At 35.3% G+C, this 12,790-nt stretch carries 13 protein-coding genes; 10 read left to right on the top strand and 3 right to left on the bottom strand.

Annotated features, from left to right (window positions below; all coding sequences use genetic code 11):
- Positions 1-166 precede the first annotated feature (166 nt).
- Positions 167-460 (bottom strand): hypothetical protein, encoded by a 294-nt coding sequence (locus tag CAO17_RS21100; RefSeq protein ID WP_179151959.1) that lies wholly within the window; start codon positions 458-460, stop codon positions 167-169.
- Between the two features lie 592 nt (positions 461-1,052).
- Here CAO17_RS21100 and nadX point away from each other — a divergent pair.
- The 3 genes from nadX (at position 1,053) to CAO17_RS13895 (ending at position 3,847) form a co-directional block, all read left to right on the top strand.
- Positions 1,053-1,832: an aspartate dehydrogenase gene (gene nadX, locus CAO17_RS13905; protein ID WP_085993283.1), complete on the top strand. Its 780-nt coding sequence runs from the start codon at positions 1,053-1,055 to the stop codon at positions 1,830-1,832.
- 502 nt (positions 1,833-2,334) lie between these two features.
- The gene (gene wrbA, locus CAO17_RS13900) at positions 2,335-2,946 is read left to right on the top strand and encodes an NAD(P)H:quinone oxidoreductase (protein ID WP_085993282.1); all 612 of its coding nucleotides are present in this window, start codon (positions 2,335-2,337) and stop codon (positions 2,944-2,946) included.
- Positions 2,947-3,091: 145 nt separating this feature from the next.
- Positions 3,092-3,847 carry a uracil-DNA glycosylase family protein gene (locus CAO17_RS13895; protein ID WP_245831854.1) on the top strand — a complete coding sequence of 252 codons (756 nt, stop codon included), beginning with the start codon at positions 3,092-3,094 and terminating at the stop codon, positions 3,845-3,847.
- A gap of 247 nt (positions 3,848-4,094) precedes the next feature.
- Here the strand turns inward: CAO17_RS13895 and CAO17_RS13890 are convergent, their stop codons facing one another.
- Together CAO17_RS13890 and CAO17_RS13885 are read right to left on the bottom strand one after the other, a co-directional pair.
- The gene (locus tag CAO17_RS13890) at positions 4,095-4,871 is read right to left on the bottom strand and encodes a 2-keto-4-pentenoate hydratase (protein WP_085993281.1); all 777 of its coding nucleotides are present in this window, start codon (positions 4,869-4,871) and stop codon (positions 4,095-4,097) included.
- A gap of 228 nt (positions 4,872-5,099) precedes the next feature.
- Complete coding sequence (locus CAO17_RS13885; RefSeq protein WP_085993280.1) at positions 5,100-6,671, bottom strand: BCCT family transporter; 1,572 nt, start codon at positions 6,669-6,671, stop codon at positions 5,100-5,102.
- A 441-nt stretch (positions 6,672-7,112) separates the two neighbouring features.
- Between CAO17_RS13885 and CAO17_RS13880 the strand changes: the two genes are divergently transcribed.
- The 7 genes from CAO17_RS13880 to ric all read left to right on the top strand — a co-directional run bounded on the left by CAO17_RS13880 (position 7,113) and on the right by ric (position 12,782).
- A complete protein-coding gene (locus CAO17_RS13880) occupies positions 7,113-7,664 on the top strand; it encodes a DinB family protein (protein WP_085993279.1) in 552 nt (183 codons plus the stop codon).
- A 269-nt stretch (positions 7,665-7,933) separates the two neighbouring features.
- Complete coding sequence (locus CAO17_RS13875; RefSeq protein WP_085993278.1) at positions 7,934-8,512, top strand: hypothetical protein; 579 nt, start codon at positions 7,934-7,936, stop codon at positions 8,510-8,512.
- A 297-nt stretch (positions 8,513-8,809) separates the two neighbouring features.
- The gene (locus CAO17_RS13870; protein ID WP_085993277.1) at positions 8,810-9,334 is read left to right on the top strand and encodes a cupredoxin domain-containing protein; all 525 of its coding nucleotides are present in this window, start codon (positions 8,810-8,812) and stop codon (positions 9,332-9,334) included.
- Between the two features lie 17 nt (positions 9,335-9,351).
- Positions 9,352-10,824, top strand: coding sequence for a cbb3-type cytochrome c oxidase subunit I (locus CAO17_RS13865; RefSeq protein WP_085993276.1), 1,473 nt, complete (start codon positions 9,352-9,354; stop codon positions 10,822-10,824).
- Entirely contained in the window at positions 10,805-11,440 is a 636-nt protein-coding gene (locus CAO17_RS13860; RefSeq protein ID WP_085993275.1) for an SCO family protein, read from the top strand. The genes CAO17_RS13865 and CAO17_RS13860 overlap by 20 nt, the downstream gene beginning before the upstream one ends.
- Positions 11,440-11,994, top strand: a complete 555-nt coding sequence (locus CAO17_RS13855) for a hypothetical protein (RefSeq protein ID WP_085993274.1) — start codon at positions 11,440-11,442, stop codon at positions 11,992-11,994. The genes CAO17_RS13860 and CAO17_RS13855 overlap by 1 nt, the downstream gene beginning before the upstream one ends.
- Positions 11,995-12,092: 98 nt before the next feature.
- Positions 12,093-12,782: an iron-sulfur cluster repair di-iron protein gene (ric, locus tag CAO17_RS13850; RefSeq protein WP_085993273.1), complete on the top strand. Its 690-nt coding sequence runs from the start codon at positions 12,093-12,095 to the stop codon at positions 12,780-12,782.
- Positions 12,783-12,790 lie beyond the last annotated feature (8 nt).

Here is a 12,790-nt window from a genome sequence, read left to right as displayed (position 1 = left end):
CGTTCATCTAACAATCAGTGGGGATGAAAAATCCCCGCTGATTGAGCATCAACCTTATATGGTGCTTTAATTTGCATTGTTAGATTGTTTGAATAAATACCGTTTAGATGGTTGAAGTAAAAAACTTACACACTTTACTTGACAAACCCGACATACCCTTTTTGTGCTACTTTTTGATTTCTTTGCAGACTTTGCAGATTAGGTGGACTTTTTCTTTCTTCTTATCTTTCTTCTTATCTTTCTTCTTATCTTTTTTCTTATCTTTCTTCTTGTCTTTCTTTTTATCTTTCTTCTTTTTATGCTTTTTCTTTTCTTTTTCCTTCTTGTCCTCTTCTATGCAGTACAAAAAGAATTTGTCACCTACAACCTTTTTACATTTCTTTTTATCCACTTTTTTCTTCTTGTCGTCATGGTCATGATGATGACATTTGTGTTCAGGTTCTTTACAACAGCAAGTCATTTTTTCTCATCCTCCTTTCCAATTACCACATCTTATTTGTACGAAGCAATAGAGGAAACGGCAGATATAAGAAGCGGAGGAGATGTTGGCTATCATACTACTAAAAAGTTCCTTTGACCTAAGTCAAGGGTGCATATTAAATTATCCTAGGTAAAAATTAAAGTTAATGGAGTTTATCGTAGGTTAGGGGAAGTTAATCTTTAGATGATTAATGGGGATATATTACTGACCGTCAAACAGGTTTGGAGCTGTTAGAAATAGTTAAGGTTCACCTAATGATCGTACCCACAGAAAAGCAGGTGCATTCCTAATTTTCTATGGATATCTTTTAAACTATCCAATAATGGTTAACAATTCCCATATTCCAAATAAGCAGCTAGCTAAAGCTTCATACTAGGTCATAGTTATGATTAATTCTCCATTCTATTATCAGATGGTAATGGATTATGTTAATATCGGCTTATACCATGAAAGATTGGGGATTAGGTTACAAGAACACACTTATGAAAAATAAGACTCTTAATCTATTTAGGTAGAGTAATAATGTATGGATCTTAACAAGTTCTTACTACTATTATAAAGGAGGCCAACTATGAATATTGGTTTAATTGGTGCAGGGGCGATTGCTAATTTTTTACTAGAAGAAATTAATCATAATCAACTGGAAGGTTTACGGATAAAAAGTGTTTTGGTAAGGGATAAGGAAAAATATCAATTGTTAGAATCAAAATTTGATGTGAAATTGTATGCTGACCTGGAAACTTTTCTTGATTCAGAAATTGATATTGTTGTGGAGGCTGCAAACATAAATGCAGTGAAAACTTTGTTGCCATCAGTCATTAAGAAAAAGGATGCAGTATTAATTAGTGTTGGTGCACTTGCTGACGAAGCACTATTGAAAGAAATAACGAACCTTGTTACGGATTATAAGCATGTCGTTCATTTACCGTCTGGTGCAATAGGTGGTTTGGACTTATTACAAAATGCGAACACACTTGGCGCGGTTAAAAGCGTGACATTAACAACGCGGAAACCTGCCAGTTCACTAATAGAAGAAGAACTTGATGAAGAGAAGGTTGTATTTGAGGGGAAAGCAGTTGATGCAATCAAGGAGTTCCCAAAAAACATGAATGTCTCTATCATCTTATCGCTAGTTGGATTAGGTATAGAGAAGACAACCGTTTGTCTCGTGGCTGATCCACATATAAATAAGAATGCGCATCAAGTGGACATATTAGGAGATTTTGGAGAAGCAACCATCTCTATCACCAATAATCCACTACCGGAAAATCCAAAGACAAGCTATTTAGCTGCTATGAGTATTTTGGGGACATTAGTAAGAATGAGAGGGAGACTGATAATTGGTGGGTAATTCTGTTTCACCAAGGAATTATTACATGGAATGGGTGTTCTAGCGTGGACATTTGACGAATCTAATTTCATGAAGAGGTTGCTACATTAGATTTAATTTCAGGTGGTCGTATATAAAATTTTAGTTGGCCGAGGAGCTTTTATCCAATTCTTTCTACTGTTTGGAAAACGTAAATCCAATTAGTAATCCCAAATTCGTGAAACTTCGATATCCAGTTTTTTTCATTTCATCAATTATAATCAATTTAAAGTTATGGTGAGTTTTTCAAAAGGATAAGAAAATTTTTGGTTGAGTTATAATAGATATTTAGCTGAATGAATTACTCGGGTTTAAAGTTTGGAATCTATATTATAATCACACACCAACCTGGGAATAACTAGAACTGTGATTGGAAATTACATAATTTCATGGGCGGTGGTTCTGGTTAAAAATACAATTAATAGAAGATGCTAGATATCGGATTATTGGATAAACTATTTGAAAAACAAAGGAGTTGGAAAATATGTCAAATGTTAATTTAGCGGTTGTTTTTTACAGTATGGGTGGAACAAACTATCAATTAGCAAAATGGGCGGAAGAAGGAGCAAAAGAAGCAGGTGCAGAGGTTAAAGTATTGAAAGTGCAGGAATTAGCTCCAGATTCAATTATCCAAGGGAATGAAGCATGGAAAGCAACTGTCGAAGCAACGAAAGACATACCGGTAGCAACATCCGATGATTTAGAATGGGCAGATGCTATTATATTTAGCACACCTACGCGTTTCGGTAATATTGCATCACAAATGAAGCAATTTTTAGATATACAAGGAGGATTATGGGCTTCAGGAAAAACCGTTAACAAAGTAGTAAGCGCTATGACCTCCGCACAAAACCCACATGGTGGTCAAGAAGCAACATTGCTTGCCCTGTATACTTCCATGATGCATTGGGGTGCAATTATTGCTCCACCTGGATATACTGATCCTGTATTATTTGGAGCAGGTGGAAATCCATATGGAACAAGTGTCTCTGTAGATCAAGACGGGAATATGGTTGAGGATGTTCAAGGCGCTGTGAAACATCAAGCTAAACGAACCGTTACCGTTGCAGAGTGGGTTAAGCAGGGAAATCAGTAAATATTCTTCTTTATTAATGAGAACTGTAGAATCTATTCTGCAGTTCTTTCTTAACATAAGGAGTGTGGACAAAATGGAAAAAACAATCAATTACAACTGCTCAAACAATTGGAGTGGATAGGATGTGTAGAATTTGTATCCAGATTTGCAAGAGTTTTTACCAGCTATACAAAAGCTCAACCCTTCCCAACCCCTGACAAGAAATGACCTATTGGTTGATGAATTTTTAATGGGCAAAGAAGAGGAACTACATATGTATTACGCACCTCATAATGAGTATGTAAACAAAACGGCAATCATTGTCATAGTGGGAATTACTCCTGGTTGGAATCAAATGAAAATGGCTTTTGCCCAATTATTACGGAGTTTAGATTGTCTACATATCACAGATCAGATATTAGAAGAAGTGAAAAAGGCTGCCAGTTTTTCTGGTTCTATGCGTTCGAATTTAATTCAAATGCTAGATGAATGTGGTGTTCATGAGGTAGTTCATGTTAATAGTTCTTCCGCATTATTTGAGAAGTATAGAAAATTAGTTCATACAACCTCAATTATTAAATATCCTGTTTTCTATCAAGGCAAAAATTATAATGGACACCGACCCAGTATCCAGCAGTCCGCATTACTATCCAAATATGCTTTTCACGTATTTCCTAAAGAGCTTAATCAAATAAAACAATCCGCACTTATTATCCCATTAGGAAAAACAGTAGAGGATGTTTTTAAGAAGTTACTTAAAGAAGATAAACTTTCAAAACACTATTATTTATTTGGGTTTCCACATCCATCTGGAGCAAACGGTCATCGAAAAAAACAGTTTCATCAGCGAAAGGAATTACTTACATCTACTATTAGAGAATGGGCGCAGCATTTGAATTTATCGCAGGTTAAGGGGCAGTAAAACCTCCACATCAAAAATGGAGGAAAAACATCATTTTAGGTGGGGGCTAAACGAAGCACGATTCGTACGGGCCTACAGGACGTAGGTCTCAGGAGGCGTTGCAATGGACGTTGCGACCTTAGCTTTTGTTTCTTTGATTCAGGGGGGATGAAAGAACCCAATTGATTGAAGATACACTTTATAAAAGCTAAAAAGGTGGTTCATCTACTTTATTCTAAGTAGACGAACCACCCTCGAAAATTAATTTTTACTTTTTAAATGTAGCTGAAACAGTTCCAAGATTTGAAAATTCAGCTTTAAAGCTATCTCCATCTTCAATTGGTACAGCTTTAGATAATGCACCAGCCAGAATAATTTCTCCAGGGTCAAGAGAGATATCGTAAGCACCAACGGCGTTTGCTAACCATGCTACTGCTTCAACTGGATTTCCCATAACAGCGGATCCAAAAGCAGAATCAAAGAACTGATCATTCTTGTATAATGACATCTCTACTTTAGGGAGATCAATGTCACTAATTGGTTTTGAATCTTTTCCAATGATTGCTCCAACCGAAGAACCATTGTCTGCAACTGTATCTTCAAATGCAATTTCCCAATTACGTATACGGCTATCGATAATTTCAATTGCTGGTACAACATAGTCTGTTGCTTTTACAACATCTTCGACCGTTACTCCCGGCCCTTTTAATTGTTCTTTTAACACGAACCCAATTTCGAATTCAACTCTTGGTTGAATAAACTGTTCGAGTGAAACTACCGAATCTTCCTCATATATCATGCTTTTTAGTAGATGACCGTAATCTGGTTGGTCAACACCTAGCATTTCCTGCATAGCTTTACTTGTTAGTCCAATTTTCTTACCGACAACTTTATCCCCATTATTTTTCTTATGTTCTATTACACCTAATTGTATACGGTAAGCTTCATCTACCGTAATATCCTTATGTACCTCAGTGAAAGGTTGGATTTGTTTTCGTTGCTTTTCTGCATCAATAAGTGAAGTAATTGCTTCGTTTATGTTCATCCATTCTCCTCCTTTAAGCGTTTACAAAACTGCTAAAATAGATTTTAAATTTATGCATATATTTTAATTGTACCAAATTATTTAAAAATTTCAACTTACAGGAGTGAACAGATGGAGTGCCAGGCATCGAGTTAAAAAAGGTACCAACCCCTTGGCTGGTACCACGGTTTACCGTCTTATCTAATCTGGTGGGTTAAAAAAATGAAATAGTTTTTAACGGATTTTATTTTAATTATTTTGCTTCTCTTTGTTTCCTCTCACATTATAGATCCACGCTTTATCTTCATCCATCATTTTCTTCGCGGCATAGATGGTTAGGAATTGGATAACAATAATGGGTATGCCCATTAGTCCAGAAAGAACTTCTAGTGGTGCCAAGCCTCCTATTCTCATCAATATTAGAGCAAGGGTAGTGATAACTAAAGCTACAATAATTCTCAAGTTCTTTGATGGTTCGGCTTTGCTCATGTTTTCCGTCCCTGTATAGGATGCAATGGTATATGTTGTTGAATCAAGTGTTGTCACTAAGAAAATCATGGCGATGGTGATAAAGAAAATGAGAGCAATCGTTGATAATGGTAACGAATTTAATATGGCTGGAATAGCAGCCATTGCATCATCCTGTACAATTTCCAACACAGGAACTTCACCTGTAATATATCTGTGAACGCCAAGACCTCCAAGGACACCTGTTGCAATCCATGATAAAAATGTTGGAGCCAACAAATAAGTCAAAATCATTTCTCTAATCGTTCGTCCACGTGAAATCTTTGCTGCAAAGATACTATGTAGCATCGCCCAAGTGGCACTATATGCAAACCAAAATACCGTGTTACTCTCTATATAGGACATACCTTCCATACTGAGAGAATTGGTATAAAAGGATAAATCAATATAATGTGAAAATAGAAATCCAACCGTATCAGTGAAGTAGTTTAAAATAAAAATTCCAGGTCCGAATAACATAATAAATAACGCAAATCCACCAGCTATGTATATGTTTAGTGTACTTAATTTCTTAATCCCTCTTTCAATTCCTAAATAGGCACTAATGGTGAAAAGTACAACCCAAACAATAATGACGATTAGCGTTAATCCAAATGTAATTTCAATATTAAATAACTCTGAGAGACTATAGGTTACAATTGGTGTTCCAAGTCCTAACGTAACAGCTGCACCGGATAGAATGCTAACCATAAAGATAATGTCTAAAATTTTCCCACCGACACCATCTGTAAACGCATCACCGAATATAGTTCGACAGGCCTCAGAAATACGCATAAATGGACGTTTTCGTACGTGTAAGATATAACCCATAGCAGGGGCCGCCATCACAAAAATCGCAAACACTTGAAAACTCCACATAAACATACTGTACGAATTTCCCCATAATAATGCCTCTGCTGTTCCAGGCTCTACTCCAAATGGGGGGTCCGAAGCTACATTTGCCCATTCAATCATACCTGTTCGCATAATGGTTGATCCAAGCCCCATTGCAATTAAAATAGAAGAGTATTCAAATAGTGAAAATCTTGGCTTTTCCGTCGGATCACCTAATACCACATTCCCGTACTTAGAGAATGATAGATATAAACCAGCGACTACTAATAGGATGGCATACCATATGTAACCCCATCTAAACGTCTCTACAATTTTATCAAATATCTCATTAAGTAGACTTAAAGATTTAGCCTCATAGATTGAAAATGGGATACTGATAGCGATAATAACAAGAAGTGACGGAATGAATATTTTATTGTCTATTAATCCTCTGTTTTTCCCTTTCCTTTCCTTATTCATATTTAACCCTCCAATAACATTTTAATTATAACAAATTCCCATATAATTCGACAAATTTCGGGAAATGAATACTGGTACCATATCATTTTTCATCTTACTGTATATACTTAGTAAATAGATTCGAAATAGAAGGTACGAAAATTAGTCAGAGAAGGAGAAAAGAGGTGAAACTAGTTTCTACAAAGGTTAAAAAATGGGAAAATAGTTCCTGTAAAAAATCCCTAACTTGTCAAGGAGTTCTAGGTGTTGACAAGGAAGGTTCAGTAATCCAGATTTAAGGATTGTTTTCAGGGTTTTATTTCCTAATTATTGGGATGAAGTAAGGAAAGAATAATCGTATTTCTAGTAGGTGGCGGTAATTTCTTTTTTGATAAATGGAGGTTCTGACACCTCCAATCTAGAAATAATGTTATAAAAGATTTGTCTAATGGAGTGTTGATCATGAAAAGTAAGTATATAGAGTCATATTTTCAATTAGTAGAAAGCCAAAGGAAGGTATTTTATGGATATATAGACGAACTGGGAGAAGCCCCGTGGAAACGTCCTTTGCCTGAAAAATGGTCGATTGGTGAAAGCCTCTACCATCTTATGCTAATGGTAAGATTAGTGAGAAGGATTTCTATTTTTTATTTTCCCATTATGCTCCCTTATGCACACTTTCGCAGCTCACGTCCTTATAAAACTAAGATACATAATATTTATGAAGAATATAATCAGATGAAGAGAAGACCAATGAAAGCTCCATTTTTATTGATGCCACCAAAAAATCTAAGTCAGAAATATCAATTCACAGATGTACAAGAATTACTTACTATTGAAACGACTAAGTTGAAGGAGAAAGTTATTAATATCGATGAGCGTGTTACTGGTCAAATTCGCTATCCAGATCCTATTGCCTACTATCCAAATGTTATTCAAAGCATACAGTTGTTGGCCATCCACGAACAACACCATTTTGATTTAATGAAAAAATATAATGGAAATAAAAGGTAAGAATAAATATAGTGTTTAAAAATTGTCATTTCCTGGGGAATATCGACGGCATATTTAATCTTGTTTGTCGAATTTTAAAAGAATTAATGGAGAGGAACAGTCATATTTACTGTTTGGATTGCTTTATCGATAGAGATATTTATGCTTCCAGTGGTAACGTTCTATTAGCCATCTTTGTCTATTGTACTGTCTTGAATGATTATATTGTAAGATGAAAAGAGATTTTTCTGAATCCATATATATATATAAGAAAAGAAGGGGGGAGTAATGTGGAAGTATTATTGGATATATTCCTGTTTACGGTAGTCTATTATTATTGTCATCAGTTTATTTTGCTTTTGATTAAGATGGAAGGAAGCATATTACCTACAAAGAAAGAATTAGAAAGTATTCGAATCCGTCCTGAGAAAACAATCGATTTCCCGTCTTTTTCACAACAAAAATGGGGGATGATTATTTATTCTATTTCTCTTCTAATAGTTATTATTGTTCTCCTGTTAGGGGCATTTGTAATGGACTTTGGTCGGTTTTTCCAATTATTATTATTCATTCCTCTTTTTAACTTGCAAACCCTTCTTAACTTGTTTGCGGTGGTTGAAGGTGGAATTTTAAGTGGGAGTCGTTTCGTTCCATGGGAAAAAATAAAATCCTTTGAATTTGTTCGAATTGATGTCAATCATAAATTCTATGGATATTCCAAAGAAGTGAATAATCAGTATGAATTAGTAATGAAGACAAGACTCTTTCCAGTAACATGTATAGTGACAAGAGACGATATGAAAGAAAGATTGCAAACTATCTTAACTGAGTATGGGGTATTGGAGAAGCGAGAAAATCATAGCTCCTAAACATCCAATGATGAGTAAATTCATAATAATGCTGGTTTCCTTTTCAAGTAAAATCTTTGAAAAGGGCCAGCATTTTTTTCGCACGAATAGGGAAAAAATAGATGAAAACCGGGAAATGCCAGTAGCTTACAGATTTCACTATATGTATGTTATTCACTATAATAAGTAAAATAATCTAAATATTTAGTATTTAGTGACTTTTGTCACGCCGTTTCTTGGAGTAATTTTGTATGATGATTGTAAATACAAGATTTGATATGACTTTTTAAAAAAGAATAGTTTTAGGGAGGAATTGTAATGGTTCAAACAGTGGCATGGATTGTTAGTTTAATTTTTATGCTTTTGATTGCTGGGGTTTTTATTTTCGTTGTAATCCAATCAAAAGAAAGGAGTGATTATGAGCCTATTAAGAAAAAGTGGTACAAAGTGAGAAAGTTTTATGCCATTTCACTTGTTATCTTAATGTTGGTTGTAACGATTTATACTTTACGGGAACTGCCATACGATCAGCCTGTTTATGGGGAGAGTGTTGATCCAACAATTGTTGATGTAGAAGCATTGCAATTTGGATGGAATATAAGTGATACGAAATTTAAAGTTGGTGAACCTATTGAATTTCGTGTGACGAGTGCAGATGTTACACATGGATTTGGTATTTATGATGAAGATATGACATTGGTTGCACAAACACAAGCAATGCCAGAATACACCAACAAAGTATTTATTACATTTACAAAGCCTGGCACTTACGAAATTCTTTGCTTAGAGTACTGCGGCTTAGGGCATCATGTAATGATTGAAACGATTGAAGTTACGGAATAAAGGTGGAGGTGTAATTCATGAATCGTAGGATGGAGTTAGAAGAAGTGAAATCTAATAAACTGGTTTCTAACTATCTAGTTATTGGTGGAATTGTGATTGGCGCTATGATGATTTTTGGAATCCTTATGCTTATGCAGCAAGGAGGAGTAATCCATGTAAAACCAGCTACTTTCTATCAGTTCTTAACTATTCACGGAACAGGGATGGTGGGGGCCGCTGCAATATCTGCAGCAGCAATTATGTGGTATTTCTTAAGGAAACATGTGGAATTATCTAGAGAAATTGCAACCACGACCTTAGTATTGTTTTTAATCGGAGTTGTGATGGTCATTGTAGGGGTATTTTCATTTGAATATGCTAGCGCGTGGACATTCTTGTATCCACTGCCAACATTGTCGGCTAATGCCTGGGGGGCAACAGGAGCGATTTTATATCTTGGAGGAATGCTGGTTCTTGGTACCGGATTTTTATTATTTTACATTGATGCAGGACGTGCGGTTATTAAGAAATACGGAAGTTTAGGGAAGGGTTTAGGTTGGGATGTTATTTTAGGTAAAAAATCGTTGGAAAAAGCTCCACCTAAAGCTGTCGTTGCTAGTACCATGGTTGTTATTGTAAATACAACAGCTATTATAGCAGGATCAATTGTACTTATTATGAACATGATTAATGTAGTAAATCCTGCCTTTACCTTTGATCCTTTATTAGCTAAAAACTTAACATATGCCTTTGGTCATATATTTGCTAATGCCATTATTTATATGGCTGTTATCGCTGTTTATGAAATTCTACCACGTTATGCAAAACGTAAATGGACAGTAACCAAAGGATTCTTAATTGCCTGGAATATGTCTACGATTTTCACATTGTTAATTTATACCCATCATTTATTGATGGACTCTGTCATGCCTAAATGGACATTAATTATGGCGCAAGTATTATCTTATTCCAATGGGCTCCCTGTTCTTATAATTACAGCTTATGGTGCACTAATGCTCATCTATAAATCAGGAATCAAATGGGATGTTGCTTCAAGTTTACTATTTTTATCCATGGCAGGTTGGACATTGGGGGTTGTCCCTGCAATAGTTGACGCCACTATTGTTGTCAATCACGTCATGCATAACACAAAATGGGTTCCTGGACATTTCCATATGTATATGGGATTAGGAGCTGTCGCGATGTTGTTTGGTTTTATGTATTACCTGGATAGCAATAAGAAGGGAAACTGGATTGATCAAGTAGGCGTAATCTTTTATACCGTTGCCTTTTTAGGAATAAGTGGTTCATTCTTAGCTTCTGGTGCTATAAGTACACCAAGAAGATGGGCGACTCATTTTCCTGAATGGATGGCACCAGCTAATTTTGGTGCAGCATCTGGAGGGCTAGCCCTAGTTGCCTCGATTATTTTTGTTATCCATTTTATTCGTTATATGCGTGTAAAGAATAAAACGGGAAGCGATGATTTTTATGAGAAAAAATCGGCGTAATGTATTTGCTACTGTCATAAGTGTAATACTTGGTTTATTTATTCTATATGTTGGTACAGATGGATTTCGAGCTTTTACCGCTGAAAGTGCCCGTACCTATCGATTAATACAGGAAAAGCCTATCTTTCCCAAAGTCACCTTAGAAGATAGCGAGGACAGAACCTATTCTTTTTCAGAGTTCGCTGGGAAGTATGTAATGCTTACATTCATTTATACTTCTTGTACGGATGTATGTCCGGAATTGGAAATGAATTTAGCGGAGGTATACAATCAAATTCCAAATGAATGGATTGGGAAAGAGATAATATTTCTTAGCATCAGTTTTGATCCAGAACGAGATGATCCAGCTACATTAAACAAGTATAAATCGTATTTCGATAGCGATGGAGAAACGTGGAGGATGGCTAGAATTCCAAATCAAATAGAATTAGATAATTTACTAGAAGAATTTGGTGTGATTGTTATTCCAGATGGTAATGGTAATTTTACACATAACTCTGCTTTTTATTTAGTGGATAAAAACGGGGTGCTACAAGATGTGCTGGATTATACTCAAACAGATGAAGCAGCAAAAAAACTAGTATCCATACTTGAAAAAGAATCGGAGGAGTCATGATGAAACAAGTGGGGATGGGGATTTTATTGTACATTATACTTGTCACCCTTCCTATAAGAAATGCCATGGAATCGTTGATGATTGTTCACATGCTTGTTCAGCTTCCACTACTAATTCTAGTAGGATGGTTGGTCAGTAAAAGGCAGGTTAAAAGATTACGTAGCTTTTTTGAGAAGGTGAATGCCAACGGTGTACCAGGGATTATTCTTGTTCTTTCTCTTTCCATTTATTGGATGCTACCAAGATCACTAGATGAAGCTTTAACTTTTACTCATGTAGAGTTTTTAAAATTTATTAGTTTACCAATCGTAGGAGTTCTATTAAAAGATAGCTGGTATAAGCTACGTGGATTCGGAAAAACCTTTATTTTTCTCGATTATTTATCAATGTTTGGATTACTATCTTGGCTTTATATCGATACCCCTATACAAATTTGCAATAACTATTTACTATCTCAACAACAGGTACTGGGGTGGGGGTTACTTTTTATTGTATTGATCATGATCTTGTATATGCTTCAATTTGTGTTTACCGATCATTCAAATTCTAGCTAGAACAAATAATAATTTTTCCAAAAGAGTGATTTCAATCACAGAAAGTAATTTAAATATAAATTAAAATGAATTCAAGAATAAATATTGGAGGGAAAATAATGAAATTTACAGCTGAACATGCACCTGCAAATATAGTGAAGATTTTTCCAAAAGCAAGTGATCTGTTTAAAGAACATCAAATTGATTTCTGTTGTGGAGGAAAACGACCATTAAAAGAAACATTCGCAGAGAAGAATTTGGATGATGCCTTCATATTAAATGAGCTTAATTCTATTTATGATGAATGGAACAAAGAAGAGCATGAGGTAGTGGATTGGGATGCAAAACCATTAACTGAAGTAATTGATCATATTAGACATCATCATCATGCTTATTTGATGGAGGAGCTTCCAGCACTTGGACAATTCGTGACGAAGATTTATAGTAAGCATGGAGTTAACCATCCCCATCTAAAAGAGCTATACCACTTATATAACAAATTTAAAACGGAAATGGAAGACCATACAATCAAAGAAGATAATGAAGTATTTCCATTAATTAAACAATATGAACAAGAACCAAGTGAAGAGCTACTTGAAAAAATTCGTGTTGCAAATGGTGGGCTTGAAGAAGATCATAATGAGGTAGGGGATTTATTAAAGAAAATGCGTGAAATCACAGAAGGATTCGTTCCTCCTGCAAATGCATGTGGTTCATACCAAATCACCTATGCACGTTTGGCGGAATTAGAAGAGGATACATTCCAGCATATCCACTTAGAAAATAATGTGTTGTTTGCGCGACTATAAAATTTTAT

It is taken from the genome of Oceanobacillus senegalensis (assembly GCF_900176885.1).
In the GTDB taxonomy this organism is placed as follows: domain Bacteria; phylum Bacillota; class Bacilli; order Bacillales; family Amphibacillaceae; genus Oceanobacillus; species Oceanobacillus senegalensis.
The sequence above is the reverse complement of the archived record's forward strand: the minus strand, read 5'-3'. Positions and strand labels throughout refer to the sequence as shown.

Excerpts from the sequence above, each read along its gene's own strand:
- CAO17_RS21100 (WP_179151959.1), bottom strand. The coding sequence starts at position 460 with ATGACTTGCTGTTGTAAAGAACCTGAACACAAATGTCATCATCATGAC.
- nadX (WP_085993283.1), top strand. The coding sequence starts at position 1,053 with ATGAATATTGGTTTAATTGGTGCAGGGGCGATTGCTAATTTTTTACTA.
- wrbA (WP_085993282.1), top strand. The coding sequence starts at position 2,335 with ATGTCAAATGTTAATTTAGCGGTTGTTTTTTACAGTATGGGTGGAACA.
- CAO17_RS13890 (WP_085993281.1), bottom strand. The coding sequence starts at position 4,871 with ATGAACATAAACGAAGCAATTACTTCACTTATTGATGCAGAAAAGCAA.
- CAO17_RS13885 (WP_085993280.1), bottom strand. The coding sequence starts at position 6,671 with ATGAATAAGGAAAGGAAAGGGAAAAACAGAGGATTAATAGACAATAAA.
- CAO17_RS13880 (WP_085993279.1), top strand. The coding sequence starts at position 7,113 with ATGAAAAGTAAGTATATAGAGTCATATTTTCAATTAGTAGAAAGCCAA.
- CAO17_RS13870 (WP_085993277.1), top strand. The coding sequence starts at position 8,810 with ATGGTTCAAACAGTGGCATGGATTGTTAGTTTAATTTTTATGCTTTTG.
- CAO17_RS13865 (WP_085993276.1), top strand. The coding sequence starts at position 9,352 with ATGAATCGTAGGATGGAGTTAGAAGAAGTGAAATCTAATAAACTGGTT.
- CAO17_RS13860 (WP_085993275.1), top strand. The coding sequence starts at position 10,805 with ATGAGAAAAAATCGGCGTAATGTATTTGCTACTGTCATAAGTGTAATA.
- CAO17_RS13855 (WP_085993274.1), top strand. The coding sequence starts at position 11,440 with ATGAAACAAGTGGGGATGGGGATTTTATTGTACATTATACTTGTCACC.
- ric (WP_085993273.1), top strand. The coding sequence starts at position 12,093 with ATGAAATTTACAGCTGAACATGCACCTGCAAATATAGTGAAGATTTTT.